This is a genomic window from Ramlibacter humi (assembly GCF_004681975.1).
GTDB lineage: Bacteria > Pseudomonadota > Gammaproteobacteria > Burkholderiales > Burkholderiaceae_C > Ramlibacter > Ramlibacter humi.
In genome coordinates this window covers 153,690-169,802 of sequence record NZ_SMLK01000005.1, presented here as the reverse complement: position 1 = coordinate 169,802, position 16,113 = coordinate 153,690, and the positions used below count along the sequence as shown (strand labels likewise).

The following is a 16,113-nucleotide window of genomic DNA, read 5'->3' as shown; positions in this document are numbered from 1 at the left end:
CATGGCCACCACCGCCGCTTCCAAGATCGACTTCGCCGCCCTGCAGCAGAAGATCGTCGGCCAGTTCCGGGGACTGAACCCGAACGACCCCGCCACCTGGCCCCTGCTGCCGCGCCTGCTCGCCTGCCTCGCGCTGATGATCCTGATCGTCGTCGCGCTGTGGTTCGTCTGGCTGTCCAACTCCGATGCCGAGCTCGAAGGCGAGCTGTCCAAGGAGAAGGCGCTGAAGGAGGACTACACGAAAAAGCTCGGCCAGGCCATCAACCTGGACGCGCTGAAGCGCCAGCGCGAACAGGTCCAGACGTACGTGACCCAGCTGGAAAAGCAGCTGCCCAGCAAGGCGGAGATGGACGCTTTGCTGTCTGACATCAACCAGGCCGGCCTGGGCCGCAGCCTGAATTTCGATCTGTTCCGACCCGGCCAGGTCAACGTCAAGGAGTACTACGCGGAGCTGCCCATCGCGCTGCGCGTCACCGGCCGCTACCACGACGTGGGTGCTTTTGCGTCCGACATCGCCAATCTGTCCCGCATCGTGACGCTGAACAACCTGGTCCTCACGCCTGGCCGTGAGGGCTTGCTGGTGATGGAGGCACAGGCCAAGACCTTCCGCTACCTCGATGCCGACGAGGTGCAGAAGCAGCGCAAGGCCGCCCCTGGAGCCAAGAAATGAGCACGATCCGCTTCGCCGCGCTTGCATCGGTCGCCGTACTGCTGGCCGGTTGCGGCGCCTCCAACCAGGAGGAAATCCAGCAGTGGATGGCCCAACAGCGCGCGCAAACGCGTCCGAAGGTGCAGCCAATTCCCGAGCCGAAGAAATTCGTCCCTCAGGCCTACACGCAGGCCAACGCCTTCGACCCTTTCAGCAACCAGAAGCTCACCCAGGCGCTCAAGCGCGAGACCGCGCAATCCACGGCCAGTTCGGCCCTCGTGGCGCCCGAGCTTTCGCGCCGCAAGGAGCCGCTGGAAGCCTACCCGCTGGACGCCATGTCCATGGTCGGCAGCCTGGTCAAGCAGGGCCAGCCGGTGGCGCTGGTCAAGGTGGACAACCTGCTGTACCAGGTGCGCCCCGGCCAATACCTGGGCCAGAACTACGGAAAGATCGTCAAGGTCGGCGAGAACGAAGTCACGCTGCGCGAAATCGTGCAGGACGCCGCGGGCGAGTGGATCGAGCGCACCGCGACGCTCCAATTGCAAGAGAGGTCGAGATGAACCAACAACAATCCATATGGCGACTGCTCACTGCCTGCGTGGGAGGGCTGCTCGCGGTTTGCGCCAGCTTCTCGGCCGCGGCGCAGACCGCCGTCGAGAACGTCAGCAGCTCGGTGCAGGGTGGCGTCGAAGTCGTGCGCATCGACTTCTCGCAACCGCTGCCGGCGGTGCCGGCCGGCTTCACCATCCAGAGCCCGGCGCGCATCGCGCTGGACATCCCCGGCGCCACCAACGGCATGGGCCGCTCGGCCGTGGACTTGAACCAGGGCAACCTGCGCTCCGTCAACGTCGTCACGGCGGGTGACCGCACGCGCCTGGTGCTGAACCTCAAGGCCGCCACCGGCTACAAGGCGCAACTGCAGGGCAAGTCGCTGCTGGTCTCGCTGGACCCGGTGGCCGTCGCCGCCGCGCCGGTGACCGCGCAGACCAGCGCTTTCGCCGAAAGCCGCAACCGCGATACCCAGCCTATCAAGGACCTGGACTTCCGCCGCGGGCCCGACAGCGCCGGCCGCGTGGTCGTCGACCTGCCCAGCAACCAGGTGGGCGTGGACATCAAGCAGCAAGGCCAGCAGCTCGTCGTCGAGTTCCTGAAGTCGACGCTGCCCGAAGGCCTGCGCCGCCGCCTGGACGTGTCCGACTTCGGCACGCCGGTGCAGACGGTCACCACCTTCCAGGCCGGCGACCGCGTGCGCGTTGTCATCGACCCCAAGGGACAGTGGGAGCACAGCGCCTACCAGAGCGACAACCAGTTCGTCGTCGAGGTGCGCCAGCAGAAGAACGACCCGTCCAAGCTGACCCAGGGCCCGGGCTTCAACGGCGAGAAACTGTCGCTCAACTTCCAGAACATCGAAGTTCGCTCGCTGCTGCAGGTGATCGCCGACTTCACCAACTTCAACATCGTCACGTCCGATTCCGTCAGCGGCGGCGTCACGCTGCGCCTGAAGGACGTGCCCTGGGACCAGGCGCTGGACATCATCCTGCAGGCCAAGGGCCTGGGCATGCGCAAGAACGGCAACGTGCTGTGGATCGCGCCCAAGGACGAGATCGCCGCCAAGGAAAAGCTGGAACTGGAATCGCAGGCCGCCATCCAGAACCTGGAACCGCTTCGCACGCAGTCCTTCCAGCTGAACTACACCAAGGCGGCGGACATCGCGACCCAGATCACCGCCGGCACGGGAGCCGCGCGCATCCTGAGCACGCGCGGCAGCGTCATCGCCGAGCCGCGCACCAACCAGCTGTTCGTCACCGACATCCCGTCGCGCCTGCAGCAGGTGCAGACGCTGATCGGCAAGCTGGACATCGCGGTGCGCCAGGTGCTGATCGAGGCGCGCATCGTCGAAGCCTCCGACACGTTCGGCAAGTCGCTGGGCGTGCGCCTGGGCGGGCGGCCGTTGAACACCACCAACCATGCCATGGTTGGTGCCACGTACATCAACCCCAACGTCCCCTCGGGCGCCACGCCGGAACTGGGCATCAATCTCGGCACCACGGCGGGCGACTTCGTCAGCCTGCCATCCTCCGGCGCCGGCGGCTTCCCCGCCGCCAGCTTCGCGGTGTCGCTGTTCTCTTCCAGCCTCAGCCGCCTGCTGAACCTGGAGATCTCGGCGCTCGAAGCCGACGGCAAGGGCAAGCTGGTGTCCAGCCCCCGCATCGTCACGGCGGACCAGACCAAGGCGCTGATCGAGCAGGGCACGGAATTCCCGTACCAGCAGGCCACCTCCAGCGGCGCCACGTCGGTGGCTTTCCGCCGTGCCACGCTGAAGCTGGAAGTCACGCCGCAGATCACGCCGGAAGGCAACATCATCCTGGACCTGGACATCAGCAAGGACAGCAAGGGTGAAGTGACCGCGCAGGGCGTGGCCATCAACACCAAGCACATCCGCACCCAGGTGCTGGTGGAGAACGGCGGCACCGTCGTCATCGGCGGCATCTTCGAGCTGAGCGAATCCGAAACCGAAGCCAAGGTGCCGGTGCTGGGCGACATTCCGGTGGCGGGCAATCTGTTCAAGAACCGCCAGCGCACCGCCAGCAAGCAGGAGATGCTGGTCTTCATCACGCCCAAGATGGTGTCCGACCGCAGCGCCGCGCGCTGACGGTCCGGCCGGGCCCGCGGGCGTGCGCAGCCTCGTCCTCGTGGGCCTGCCCGGCTCCGGCAAATCCACGGTGGGCCGCTCGCTCGCGCGGCGGCTCCAGCTTCCCTTCCACGATTCCGACCACGAGATCGAGCGCCGCATCGGCTGCTCGATCCGCGAGTTTTTCGAACGCGAAGGCGAGGCGTCCTTCCGCGACCTGGAGCAGCAGGTGCTGGCAGAACTGGCCGGTGCGCCCGACACGGTGCTGGCCACCGGCGGCGGCGCGGTCCTGCGCGATGCCAACCGCCAGGTGCTGCACTCGGCCGGCCACGTGATCTACCTGCGGTCCTCGCCCGAGGAACTGTGGCGGCGGCTGCGGCACGACACGCAGCGCCCGCTGCTGCAGGTGGCGGACCCGCTGGCGCGCCTGCGCCAGCTGCACGCCGATCGCGACCCCCTGTACCGCGAGGTCGCGCACTTCACCATCGAGACCGGGCGCCCTTCGGTGCCCACGCTGGTGAACATGGTCCTGATGCAACTGGAACTGGCGGGCGTGCTGCCGGCCGGCTGATCCGCGCCGCCGCTTAAACTGCGGCCCATGTCCGCCGCGCCTGCCGTCCTGCACGAAGTCCCCATCGATCTGGGCGATCGCGCCTACCCCATCGTCATCGGTCATGGGCTGCTGGGCGCCGCCGGCACCTGGTCGGGCCTGCCCAAGGCGTCGAGTGCGATGGTGGTGACCAACACCACGGTCGCGCCGCTCTACCTGCGTTCGCTCACCGAAGCGCTGAAGCCGCACTTCCGTGATGTGCACCAGGTGACCCTGCCCGATGGCGAATCGCACAAGGACTGGCAGACGCTGAACCTGGTGTTCGACGCGCTGCTGTCGCGCCACAGCGACCGCAAGACCGTGCTGTTCGCACTGGGCGGCGGCGTGGTCGGCGACATGACCGGCTTCGCGGCCGCCTGCTACATGCGGGGCGTGCCTTTCGTGCAGGTGCCCACCACGCTGCTGGCGCAGGTGGATTCCTCGGTCGGCGGCAAGACCGCGATCAACCACCCGCTCGGCAAGAACATGATCGGCGCGTTCTACCAGCCGGTGCGCGTCGTGTGCGACCTCGACACGCTGGACACGCTGCCCGCGCGCGAGTTCAGCGCGGGCCTGGCCGAAGTGATCAAGTACGGTCCGATCGCCGACATGGAGTTCCTCGACTGGATCGAGGCCAACCTCGACGCGCTGATGCGGCGAGAACCGGCGGCCGTGGCGCACGCGGTGCGCCGCAGCTGCGAGATCAAGGCCAGGGTCGTGGCGCAGGACGAGCGCGAAGGCGGCCTGCGGGCCATCCTGAATTTCGGTCACACCTTCGGCCATGCCATCGAAGCGGGCCTGGGGTACGGTGAGTGGCTGCACGGCGAAGCCGTGGGCTGCGGCATGGCGATGGGCATCGAGCTGTCGCGGCGCCTCGGCCTGGTGGATGCCGCTTTCGCGCAGAGGCTCACCGCGTTGCTGCAGCGTGCGCAGCTTCCCGTGCGCGGCCCCAGGCTGGGCGAGGACCGCTACCTGGACCTGATGCGCCTGGACAAGAAGGCCGAGGGCGGCGACATCCGCTTCGTGGTCATCGAGCAGCCCGGCCGCGCGGCGATGCGGCCCGCGCCGGAAGCCATGGTGCGCGAGGTGCTGGCGCACTGCACGGCCTGAGCGCGCGCGGCATGGCCCTGGCTTCCTACGCCTGCGACCCCAGCCGCTCCCGCGGCCGGCGCCACCCCGAAGCGCCGGCGCCCACGCGCACGGCCTTTCAGCGCGACCGCGACCGCATCGTGCATTCCACCGCCTTCCGGCGGCTGGTCTACAAGACGCAGGTCTTCCTGAACCACGAAGGCGACCTGTTCCGCACGCGGCTGACGCATTCGCTGGAGGTGGCGCAGCTGGGCCGCTCGGTGGCGCGCTCACTGGACCTGAACGAGGACCTGGTCGAAGCCATCGCGCTGGCGCACGACCTGGGCCACACGCCTTTCGGCCACGCCGGCCAGGACGCGCTGAACGAATGCATGCAGGACCACGGCGGCTTCGAGCACAACCTGCAAAGCCTGCGCGTGGTCGACAAGCTGGAGGAACGCTACCCGGCCTTCGATGGCCTGAACCTCAGTTTCGAGAGCCGCGAAGGCATCCTCAAGCACTGCTCGCGCGCCAACGCGCAGAAGCTGGAAGCGCACGAGCCGGGCGGCGTCGGCCGCCGCTTCCTCGAGCGCACGCAGCCCAGCCTGGAGGCGCAGCTGTGCAACCTGGCCGACGAGATCGCCTACAACGCGCACGACATCGACGACGGCGTGCGCTCGGGCCTCATCACGCTGGAGCAGCTGGAAGCGGTGCCGCTCTTCGCGCGCTACCGCGACCGCGCGCTGGCCGAGCACCCGAACCTGCAGGGCCGCCGCGTGCTGTACGAATCCATCCGGCGCATGCTCAGCGCGCAGGTGTATGACGTCATCGCCGCCACCGGCCAGGCCCTGATGGACGCGGGCCTGTCCAGCACCGACGAAGCGCGTCTCGCCGGCCCGCTGGTGCGCTTCAGCCCCGCGATGCAGGCCGAATCGGGCGTGCTCAAGCAGTTCCTGCTGCGCAACCTGTACCGCCACCCGCAGGTGATGGAGACCACCGGGCGCGCCAAGGACGTGGTGCGCGAGCTGTTCGCCGCTTTCCTGCAGGCGCCGGCCGAGATGGGCGGCGGCTTCGATGCGCGCGAAGACCGCGAGCGCGCGGTCGCCGACTACATCGCCGGCATGACGGACCGCTTCGCCGCGCGCGAGCACGAGCGGCTGACCGGCCGGCGGGCGCTCCCGTGACGGGCCGCGGCATCGCGCAGGCCTGGCTGGTGGTGCTGGGCGGCGTGGCGGCGGCCGTGCACGTGGGCAAGCTGCCGCCGGCCTTGCCGTTGCTGCAGGCGGAACTCGGGCTCTCGCTCGTGCAGGCCGGGTTCCTGCTGTCGCTGGTGCAGTTCGCGGGCATGGCGCTGGGGCTGGTCTGCGGATTGGCGGCCGATGCGGTGGGCCTCAAGCGCACGATGGTGGCCGGCCTGCTGCTTGCGGGTGGGGCCAGCGTGCTGGGCGGTTTCGCGCACGGCGCGGCGCCGCTGCTCGCGTTGCGTGCGGTCGAAGGCCTGGGCTTCCTGCTCGCCTCCATGCCCGCGCCGGCGCTGATCCGCCGGCTTGTGCCACCGCAACGCATGAGCGCCATGCTCGGCGTGTGGGGCGCGTACATGCCATTCGCCACCGCGCTCGCACTGCTGTGCGGCCCCGCGTGGATGGCATGGGCGGGCTGGCCCGCGTGGTGGTGGCTGCTGGGCGGCGTTTCGCTGGCGATGGGTTTGTGGCTTGCGCGGGCGCTGCCGCCGGATCCGCGCATGGCGTCTTCCGTGTCGTCGTGGCGCGCGCGCATTCTCAGGACAGTGACGGCGCGCGGCCCCTGGCTGGTGGCGCTGGCGTTCGGCGTCTATTCCGCGCAGTGGCTCTCGGTCATCGGGTTCCTGCCTTCGATCTACCGCGCCGCGGGCATCGCGCCGGGCACCGCCGCCATCGCCACGGCGTTGGCCGCCGCGGTGAACATGACCGGCAACATGGCGTCGGGCCGGCTGCTGCAGCGTGGTGTTCCCGCCGCGCGGCTGCTGGCGATCGGCTTCGTCACCATGGGCGTGGGCAGCACGCTCGCTTTCGCCGAAGTGCTGCCCATGCAAGGCACGGGAGCGCTCGCGCGCTTCGCGGCCGTGCTGGCGTTCTCGTCCGTCGGCGGCGTGATCCCGGGCACCTTGTTCTCGCTGGCAGTGCGCTTCGCCCCCGACGAGACCACGGTCTCCACCACCGTCGGCTGGATGCAGCAGTGGTCCGCGTTCGGGCAGTTCTCGGGACCGCCCCTGGTCGCCTGGGTGGCCGCGCGAACCGGCGGCTGGCAATGGAGCTGGACCGTGACCGGCGCGTGCGCATTGGCCGGCCTGCTCCTGGCGTGGGGATGTTCGGCGCTCACCCCGCGCGGCGCGGCGGCCCGCTCTTAGAATCCCGCTCCCCATGGCGAACGACACCGGCTTGCATGACAAGGTGCTGCAGGACACGCGGCGCTGGCTGGAGCGTGCCGTGATCGGGCTCAACCTGTGTCCCTTCGCGAAGGCCGTGTACGTGAAGCACCAAGTGCGCCTGGCGTGCTGCGAAGGCGCCGATTTCGCGCCGGTGCTGGAGCGGCTCGACGCCGAGATCGACGGCCTGCTTGCGTGCGCACCGGCGGAGCGTGACACCACTCTGCTGGCGGTGCCCCAAGGCTTCGACGAGTTCCTCGTGTTCGACGCGCTGGTGGCGCAAGCCGAACGCCGGCTCGCCCGCCGCGGCCTGGAAGGCGTGCTGCAGCTGGCCAGCTTCCATCCTCGCTTCGTGTTCGCGGGCGAGGACGAAGACGCGATCGCGAACTTCACCAACCGCTCGCCCTGGCCCTTGTTGCATCTGCTGCGCGAGGACAGCATGGATCGCGCGGTCGCGGCGTTCCCGCAAGCCGATGCGATCTACGAAGCCAACATCCGCGCGTTGTCGGCCTTGGGAGCCGAAGGCTGGCACGCCCTCGGCGTGGGAAAGTCATGAGCACGGCGCGTGAACCCGACCTGCGGCCCGGCCAGTCCGCCGAGCTGCTGAAGGAGCTGCACATCCTCACGCGCGAGGGCAAGCTCAACCAGGACTCTCGCCGCAAGCTCAAGCAGGTCTACCACCTGCACCAGTTCATCGACCAGCTGCTGCGCGAATTGCCCGAGCAGGACGGCGGCCCGACCATCGCCGACCACGGCGCCGGCAAGTCGTACCTCGGTTTCATCCTCTACGACCTGTCGCTCAAGCCGCAAGGCAAGGGTCGCGTGTGGGGCATCGAAACGCGGCCGGAACTGGTGGCGCGTTCGCGCGAACTGGCGCAGCGGCTGGGCTTCGAGCGCATGTCCTTCCTCAACATCAGCGCCGCCGATGCCGCCACCGACGAAGCGCTGCCGGACCAAGTGGACGTGGTCACGGCGCTGCATGCGTGCGACACGGCGACGGACGACGCGATCGCGTTCGGCCTGCAGAAGCAGGCGAGGGCGATGGTGCTGGTGCCCTGTTGCCAGGCCGAGGTGGCCTCGCACCTTCGCAAGAGCAAGGCGCTGTCGCTGTCGCGCACGCCCCTGGCCGAGCTGTGGCGCCATCCGCTGCACACCCGCGAGATCGGGAGCCAGCTCACCAACGTGCTTCGCTGCCTGTACCTGGAAGCGACCGGCTACCAGGTCACGGTCACCGAACTGGTCGGCTGGGAACACAGCATGAAGAACGAGCTGATCATCGCCCGCCACACGGGGCAGAAGAAGCGCAGCGCGGCGCAAAGGCTGCGCGCGCTGCTGGCGGAATTCGGGCTCGAAGGCCTGGAAGCCGAGCGGTTCCCCGGTTTGCCCGATCAGTAGGGGTGCTGGCGGTGCATCTCGCGCCGGCGCGAGCGCGAGCGCACCAGCCCCACGATGGCGCCGATCACGATCAGCGCCAGCGCGCCGAAGGTGAGGTACAGCTGGGGCACGCCGACGACGACGGCGGCCCACACGACGGCGGCCATGAACACCAGGAAACCGATCATGTACAGCGCGAAAGGCATGGCGTTCTCCGTTCGATCAGTCATTCTTGGACGGCTCGTCCGCGTCCGCTGTCGGCCCCGCACGCGCGGCGGAGTCGGCGCGCGCTGACCAGACACTGCGCCGCCGGATAATCCGCGCGACTTCCTTCACGCCATGGCCAGACTTCCCCGGCTCACCTTGCCGGGCCACCCGCACCACGTCATCCAGCGAGGCAACAACCGGCAGCCGGTGTTCGCCGGCGAGGAAGACTACCGGCAGCTGCTTTCGCTGCTGGAGTCGCACGCGAGCGAGCTGAAGGTGGCGGTGCATGCCTACGTGCTGATGCCCAACCACTTCCACCTGCTGGCCACGCCGGAAACCGACCGCGGCCTGCCGGAACTGATGCAGGCAGTGGGCCGGCGCTACGTGCGCTACTTCAACGCGAAGCAGGGGCGCACCGGCACGCTCTGGGAAGGCCGGTACCGCTCCACGCTGCTGCAAGCGGACCGCTACCTGCTGCCCTGCATGGCCTACCTGGACCTGAACCCGGTGCGAGGCGGCCTTGCGGCCGAACCCGCCGGCTATCCCTGGTCCAGCCATCGGCACTACACCGGGATCGGCAACGACCGGCTCGTGACGCCGCATCCGGCGTTCTGGGCGCTGGGCGACACGCCGTTCGCTCGCGAACAAGCCTATGCGCAGCTGGTGACCGCGGGCTTGGGGGAAGAAATGCAGCAGGCGCTCACCAACGCCACCCATCGGGGCTGGGCGCTGGGTGACCAGCGTTACCTGGACGAGCTGGAACGGCTCGGGGCCCGCCGGACCGCGCCCAAGCCGGCCGGACGGCCGCGGAAAGCTGTGGCTAATTAGCTGTCCCCGATTTTTATTCGGCTAGAAATAATGGTTTAATATCGGGTTCCGACCCCAATTATTTCGCTTGGCAGTCGCGCTGCGCTGCAATATGCTCGCAAACCCTGATTTCCCACCTTGGAGGGCGAGCCATGACGACGGCTGCCGAGATTTCCCACCTGCAAGAAAAGGGCCTGTATTCCGGGGCCCATGAGCACGACGCCTGCGGCGTCGGCTTCGTCGCCCACATCAAGGGGGAGAAAAGCCACGCGATCATCAGCCAGGGCCTGAAGATCCTGGAGAACCTGGACCATCGCGGCGCCGTCGGTGCCGACAAGCTGATGGGTGACGGCGCGGGCATCCTGATTCAGCTGCCCGATTCGCTGTACCGCGAAGAAATGGCCAAGCAGGGCGTGGAGTTGCCACCGCCGGGCGAATACGGCGTCGGCATGATCTTCCTGCCCAAGGAACACGCCTCGCGCCTGGCTTGCGAGCAGGAGATGGAGCGCGCGATCAAGGCCGAAGGCCAGGTGCTGCTGGGTTGGCGCGACGTGCCGGTCGACCGCGACATGCCCATGTCGCCCGCCGTGCGCCAGAAGGAGCCGATCCTGCGCCAGGTGTTCATCGGCCGCGGCAACGACGTCATCGTGCAGGACGCGCTGGAGCGCAAGCTGTACGTGATCCGCAAGACGGCCAGCGCGGCCATCCAGAGCCTGCGGCTGAAGCACTCCAAGGAGTACTACGTCCCGTCGATGTCCAGCCGCACTGTGGTCTACAAGGGCCTGCTGCTGGCCGACCAGGTAGGCACGTATTACCTGGACCTGAAGGATTCGCGCTGCGTGTCCGCGTTGGCCCTGGTGCACCAGCGCTTCTCCACCAATACCTTCCCCGAGTGGCCGCTGGCGCACCCGTACCGCTACGTCGCGCACAACGGCGAGATCAACACGGTCAAGGGCAACTACAACTGGATGCGCGCCCGCGAAGGCGTGATGTCCTCGCCGGTGCTGGCCGCCGACCTGAAGAAGCTGTACCCCATCAGCTTCGCCGGCCAGTCCGACACCGCCACGTTCGACAACTGCCTGGAACTGCTCACCATGGCCGGCTACCCGCTGGCCCAGGCGGTGATGATGATGATCCCCGAGCCGTGGGAGCAGCACACGCTGATGGACGAGCGGCGAAAGGCGTTCTACGAGTACCACGCGGCCATGCTGGAGCCGTGGGACGGTCCCGCGTCCATCGTGTTCACCGACGGCCGCCAGATCGGCGCCACGCTGGACCGCAACGGCCTGCGTCCCTCGCGCTACTGCGTGACCGACGACGACTTGGTGATCATGGCGTCGGAATCCGGCGTGCTGCCGGTGCCCGAGAACCGCATCGTGCGCAAGTGGCGCCTGCAGCCCGGCAGGATGTTCCTGATCGACCTGGAACAGGGCCGCATGATCGACGACGAGGAACTCAAGGCCAGCCTCGCCAACAGCCGCCCGTACAAGCAGTGGATCGAGAACCTGCGCATCAAGCTGGACAACCTGTCGGAGACGGCCGGCCAGGCGCAGCCCAGCGACGTCGCGCTGCTGGACCGCCAGCAGGCCTTCGGTTACACGCAGGAAGACATCAAGTTCCTGATGTCGCCGATGGCGGTGGCCGGCGAGGAAGGCATCGGCTCCATGGGCAACGACAGCCCGCTGGCCGTGCTCTCCAGCAAGAACAAGCCGCTGTACAACTACTTCAAGCAGCTGTTCGCGCAGGTGACCAACCCGCCGATCGACCCGATCCGCGAAGCCATCGTGATGTCGCTGGTGTCCTTCATCGGCCCGAAGCCGAACCTGCTGGACATCAATCAGGTGAACCCGCCGATGCGGCTGGAAGTCAGCCAGCCCATCCTCGACTTCGAGGACATGGCCAAGCTGCGCGGCATCGAGAAGATCACGCAGGGCAAGTTCCGCAGCGCCACGCTGGACATCACCTACCCGCTGGCCTGGGGCCACGAGGGCGTGGAAGCGCAGCTGGCTTCGCTGAACGCGGAAGCCGTGGACGCCATCAAGGGCGGCAAGAACATCCTGATCATCAGCGACCGCGCCGTCGCGGCCGACCGCGTGGCCATCCCGGCGCTGCTGGCGCTGTCGTCCATCCACCAGCACCTGGTGCGTGAAGGCCTGCGCACCACCGCCGGCCTGGTGGTGGAGACCGGCTCCGCACGCGAGGTGCACCATTTCGGCGTGCTGGCCGGCTACGGCGCCGAAGCCGTGCACCCGTACCTGGCGATGGAGACGCTGGCGGCCCTGCACAAGGAACTGCCGGGCGACCTGTCGCCCGAGAAGGCGATCTACAACTACGTCAAGGCGATCGGCAAGGGCCTGTCCAAGATCATGTCCAAGATGGGCGTGAGCACGTACATGTCGTACTGCGGCGCCCAGCTGTTCGAAGCCATCGGCCTGAACAGCGACACGGTGGAGAAGTACTTCACCGGCACCGCCAGCCGCGTGGAAGGCATCGGCGTGTTCGAGATCGCCGAGGAAGCCATCCGCACGCACCGCGCCGCCTTCGGCGACGACCCCGTGCTGGCCCACATGCTGGACGCCGGCGGCGAGTACGCGTGGCGCACGCGCGGCGAAGAGCACATGTGGACGCCCGACGCCATCGCCAAGCTGCAACATGCCTCGCGCGCCAACAACTGGAGCACGTACAAGGAGTACGCGCAGCTGATCAACGACCAGAGCCGCCGCCACATGACGCTGCGCGGCCTGTTCGAATTCAAGGTCGATCCCAGCAAGGCCATCCCCGTCGACGAAGTCGAGCCGGCCAAGGAGATCGTCAAACGCTTCGCCACCGGCGCGATGTCGCTGGGCTCCATCAGCACCGAGGCGCATGCCACGCTGGCCATCGCCATGAACCGCATCGGCGGCAAGAGCAACACCGGCGAAGGCGGCGAGGACCCCGCGCGTTACCGCAACGAGCTGAAGGGCATCCCGATCAAGACCGGCCAGACCATGGCCGACATCATCGGCAAGGAAGTGGTCGAGGTCGACATCCCGCTGCGGGACGGCGATTCGCTGCGCTCGCGCATCAAGCAGGTCGCTTCCGGCCGCTTCGGCGTGACGGCGGAATACCTGTCGTCGTCCGACCAGGTGCAGATCAAGATGGCGCAGGGCGCCAAGCCGGGCGAAGGCGGCCAGCTGCCCGGCGGCAAGGTGTCCAAGTACATCGGCAAGCTGCGCTACTCGGTGCCCGGCGTGGGCCTGATCTCGCCGCCGCCGCACCACGACATCTATTCGATCGAAGACCTGGCGCAGCTGATCCACGACCTGAAGAACGTGGCGACGCACGCGTCCATCAGCGTGAAGCTGGTGTCGGAAGTGGGCGTGGGCACCATCGCCGCGGGCGTGGCCAAGTGCAAGGCCGACCACGTGGTGATCGCCGGCCATGACGGCGGCACCGGCGCTTCGCCGTGGTCGTCGATCAAGCACGCGGGCAGCCCGTGGGAAATCGGCCTGGCCGAGACGCAGCAGACGCTGGTGCTCAACCGCCTGCGCGGCCGCATCCGCGTGCAGGCCGACGGCCAGATGAAGACCGGCCGCGACGTCGCCATCGGCGCCATCCTGGGCGCGGACGAATTCGGCTTCGCCACCGCGCCGCTGGTGGTGGAGGGCTGCATCATGATGCGCAAGTGCCACCTGAACACCTGCCCGGTGGGCGTGGCCACGCAGGACCCGGTGCTGCGCAGGAAGTTCGCGGGCAAGCCCGAGCACGTCGTCAACTACTTCTTCTTCGTCGCCGAGGAAGTGCGCCAGATCATGGCGCAGCTGGGCATCCGCAAGCTCGACGACCTGATCGGCCGCACCGACCTGCTGGACATGAAGAAGGGCATCGAGCACTGGAAGGCGCGCGGCCTGGACTTCGGCCGCCTGTTCGCGCGGCCCAACGTGCCGGCCGACGTGGCGCGCTTCCAGGTCGAGGAGCAGGACCACCGCCTGGACAAGAGCCTGGACCGCGTGCTGATCGAGCGCAGCAAGCCCGCCATCGAACGCGGCGAGAAGGTGCAGTTCATCGAGGTGGCGCGCAACGTCAACCGCTCGGTCGGCGCCATGCTGTCCGGCGAAGTGACCCGGGCGCATGCTGAGGGCCTGCCCGACGACACCATCCGCATCCAGCTGGAAGGCACGGGCGGCCAGTCGTTCGGCGCTTTCCTCGCGCGCGGCATCACGCTGTACCTGATCGGCGACGCCAACGACTACACCGGCAAGGGCTTGTCCGGCGGCCGCGTGATCGTGCGGCCCAGCATCGACTTCCGCGGTGAAGCCACCAAGAACATCATCATCGGCAACACCGCGCTGTACGGCGCGACGACCGGCGAGGCGTTCTTCGCCGGTGTCGCGGGCGAGCGCTTCGCGGTGCGCCTGTCGGGCGCGACCACGGTGGTGGAAGGCACGGGCGACCACGGCTGCGAGTACATGACCGGCGGCACCGTCGTCGTGCTGGGCAAGACCGGCCGCAACTTCGCGGCGGGCATGTCCGGCGGCATCGCCTACGTGTACGACGAGGACGGCCAGTTCGCCAGCCGCTGCAACACCTCGATGGTGGCGCTGGAGCACGTGCTGCCCTCGGGCGAGCAGAAGGCGCTGGCGCCGCGCACCAAGCTGCACGGCGACCAGACCGACGAAGCCCAGCTGAAGAAGCTGCTGGAGGAGCACAACCGCTGGACCGGCAGCCGCCGCGCCCGCGAGATCCTGGACGACTGGAAGAACGCCCGCGCGAAGTTCGTGAAAGTGTTCCCCAACGAGTACAAGCGCGCGCTGGCCGAGATGCACGAGCGCGAGGTGGCCGCCGCCAGCACGGGCAACGACGCCAAGCTGGGCGTCAAGACCGACGGCGTCGCCGCCGCCTGAAGCCGAAGAGAAGACGGAGCAAGAGCATGGGAAAGATCACCGGCTTCATGGAATTCGACCGCGTCGAGGAGGGCTACAAGCCCGTCGGCGAGCGCGTGAAGCACTACAAGGAATTCGTCATCGGGCTGGACGACGCGCAGGCGAAAGTCCAGGGCGCGCGCTGCATGGACTGCGGCACGCCGTTCTGCAACTCGGGCTGCCCGGTCAACAACGTCATCCCCGACTTCAACGACCTGGTGTACCGCCAGGACTGGCAGGGCGCGTGGACGGTGCTGGATTCGACCAACAACTTCCCGGAGTTCACCGGCCGCATCTGCCCCGCCCCGTGCGAGGCGGCCTGCACGCTGAACGTGAACGACGATGCGGTCGGCATCAAGTCGCTGGAGCACGCCATCATCGACCGTGCCTGGGAGAACGGCTGGGTGAAGCCGCGCGTCGCGAAGATCAGGACGGGCAGGAAAGTCGCCGTGGTCGGCTCCGGCCCCGCGGGCATGGCGGCGGCGCAGCAGCTGGCGCGCGCCGGCCATGACGTCACGCTGTTCGAGAAGAACGACCGCATCGGCGGCCTGCTGCGATACGGCATCCCCGACTTCAAGATGGAGAAGCACCACATCGACCGCCGCGCCGAGCAGATGAAGGCCGAAGGGGTGACCATCCGCACGGGCGTCATGGTGGGCGAACTGCCCAAGGGTTCCAAGGTCATCAACTGGGCCAAGGAGACGGTCTCCCCCGAGCAGCTGAAGAAGGATTTCGACGCGGTGCTGCTGTGCGGCGGCGCCGAGCAGTCGCGCGACCTCCCGGTGCCGGGCCGTGATCTGGACGGCATCCATTTCGCCATGGAATTCCTGCCGCAGCAGAACAAGGTCAACGCGGGCGACAAGGTCAAGGGCCAGCTGCGCGCCGACGGCAAGCACGTCATCGTCATCGGCGGCGGCGACACCGGCAGCGACTGCGTGGGCACCAGCAACCGCCATGGCGCCGCCGGTGTCGTGCAGTTCGAGCTGATGCCGATGCCGCCGGAGGAAGAGAACAAGCCGCTCACCTGGCCGTACTGGCCGTACAAGCTGCGCACCTCGTCGTCGCACGAGGAAGGCTGCGAGCGCGAGTTCGCCATCGCCACCAAGGAATTCATCGGCGAAGGCGGCAAGGTCACCGGCCTGAAGACCGTCCGCGTCGAGTGGAAGGACGGCAAGATGGCCGAGGTGCCGGGCTCCGAAAAGGTGCTGAAGGCCGACCTGGTGCTGCTGGCCATGGGCTTTGTCAGTCCGGTGGGCACCATCCTCGAAGCGTTCGGCGTGGAGAAGGACGCCCGCGGCAACGCCAAGGCGAATACCGAATTCACAGGTGGTTACGCGACCAACGTAACCAAAGTCTTCGCCGCCGGCGACATGCGCCGCGGCCAGTCGCTGGTCGTCTGGGCGATCCGCGAAGGCCGCCAGGCCGCCCGGGCCGTGGATGAGTTCCTGATGGGATTCAGCGACCTTCCGCGCTAGCGCCCGG

General features: G+C 68.0%; 13 protein-coding genes. 12 read left to right on the top strand and 1 reads right to left on the bottom strand.

Annotated elements, in window-relative coordinates; genetic code table 11:
- Position 1: 1 nt before the first annotated feature.
- From EZ216_RS15640 to EZ216_RS15600, 9 genes are read left to right on the top strand one after another with little or no spacing between them, the layout of a single operon-like run.
- Positions 2–670, top strand: coding sequence for a type IV pilus inner membrane component PilO (locus EZ216_RS15640; RefSeq protein WP_135250714.1), 669 nt, complete (start codon positions 2–4; stop codon positions 668–670).
- Positions 667–1,209 carry a pilus assembly protein PilP gene (locus EZ216_RS15635; RefSeq protein ID WP_135250713.1) on the top strand — a complete coding sequence of 181 codons (543 nt, stop codon included), beginning with the start codon at positions 667–669 and terminating at the stop codon, positions 1,207–1,209. Before EZ216_RS15640 ends, EZ216_RS15635 begins: the two co-directional genes overlap by 4 nt.
- Entirely contained in the window at positions 1,206–3,302 is a 2,097-nt protein-coding gene (locus EZ216_RS15630; RefSeq protein WP_135250712.1) for a type IV pilus secretin PilQ, read from the top strand. The genes EZ216_RS15635 and EZ216_RS15630 overlap by 4 nt, the downstream gene beginning before the upstream one ends.
- A 22-nt stretch (positions 3,303–3,324) precedes the next feature.
- Complete coding sequence (locus EZ216_RS15625; RefSeq protein ID WP_239024406.1) at positions 3,325–3,852, top strand: shikimate kinase; 528 nt, start codon at positions 3,325–3,327, stop codon at positions 3,850–3,852.
- Between the two features lie 27 nt (positions 3,853–3,879).
- Positions 3,880–4,980: a 3-dehydroquinate synthase gene (gene aroB / locus EZ216_RS15620; protein ID WP_135250711.1), complete on the top strand. Its 1,101-nt coding sequence runs from the start codon at positions 3,880–3,882 to the stop codon at positions 4,978–4,980.
- An 11-nt stretch (positions 4,981–4,991) separates the two neighbouring features.
- Positions 4,992–6,122 (top strand): deoxyguanosinetriphosphate triphosphohydrolase, encoded by a 1,131-nt coding sequence (locus EZ216_RS15615; RefSeq protein ID WP_135250710.1) that lies wholly within the window; start codon positions 4,992–4,994, stop codon positions 6,120–6,122.
- Positions 6,119–7,324, top strand: coding sequence for an MFS transporter (locus EZ216_RS15610; RefSeq protein ID WP_239024405.1), 1,206 nt, complete (start codon positions 6,119–6,121; stop codon positions 7,322–7,324). The genes EZ216_RS15615 and EZ216_RS15610 overlap by 4 nt, the downstream gene beginning before the upstream one ends.
- A gap of 13 nt (positions 7,325–7,337) precedes the next feature.
- Positions 7,338–7,898 (top strand): DUF1415 domain-containing protein, encoded by a 561-nt coding sequence (locus EZ216_RS15605; protein ID WP_135250709.1) that lies wholly within the window; start codon positions 7,338–7,340, stop codon positions 7,896–7,898.
- Positions 7,895–8,737 carry a class I SAM-dependent methyltransferase gene (locus EZ216_RS15600; RefSeq protein ID WP_135250708.1) on the top strand — a complete coding sequence of 281 codons (843 nt, stop codon included), beginning with the start codon at positions 7,895–7,897 and terminating at the stop codon, positions 8,735–8,737. The genes EZ216_RS15605 and EZ216_RS15600 overlap by 4 nt, the downstream gene beginning before the upstream one ends.
- On the opposite strand, the gene EZ216_RS15595 is transcribed toward EZ216_RS15600, so the two are convergent.
- On the bottom strand, positions 8,731–8,922 hold the full coding sequence (locus EZ216_RS15595) for a hypothetical protein (protein ID WP_135250707.1): 192 nt from the start codon (positions 8,920–8,922) through the stop codon (positions 8,731–8,733). The two genes, EZ216_RS15600 and EZ216_RS15595, sit on opposite strands and share 7 nt — an antisense overlap.
- A 133-nt stretch (positions 8,923–9,055) precedes the next feature.
- Here EZ216_RS15595 and EZ216_RS15590 point away from each other — a divergent pair, with 133 nt between their 5' ends.
- From EZ216_RS15590 to EZ216_RS15580, 3 genes are all read left to right on the top strand, one after another.
- A complete protein-coding gene (locus tag EZ216_RS15590) occupies positions 9,056–9,751 on the top strand; it encodes a transposase (protein ID WP_135250706.1) in 696 nt (231 codons plus the stop codon).
- A 131-nt stretch (positions 9,752–9,882) separates the two neighbouring features.
- Positions 9,883–14,613 (top strand): glutamate synthase-related protein, encoded by a 4,731-nt coding sequence (locus tag EZ216_RS15585; RefSeq protein WP_135250705.1) that lies wholly within the window; start codon positions 9,883–9,885, stop codon positions 14,611–14,613.
- 26 nt (positions 14,614–14,639) lie between these two features.
- Positions 14,640–16,106, top strand: a complete 1,467-nt coding sequence (locus tag EZ216_RS15580) for a glutamate synthase subunit beta (protein ID WP_135250704.1) — start codon at positions 14,640–14,642, stop codon at positions 16,104–16,106.
- The last annotated feature ends 7 nt before the right edge of the window (positions 16,107–16,113 follow it).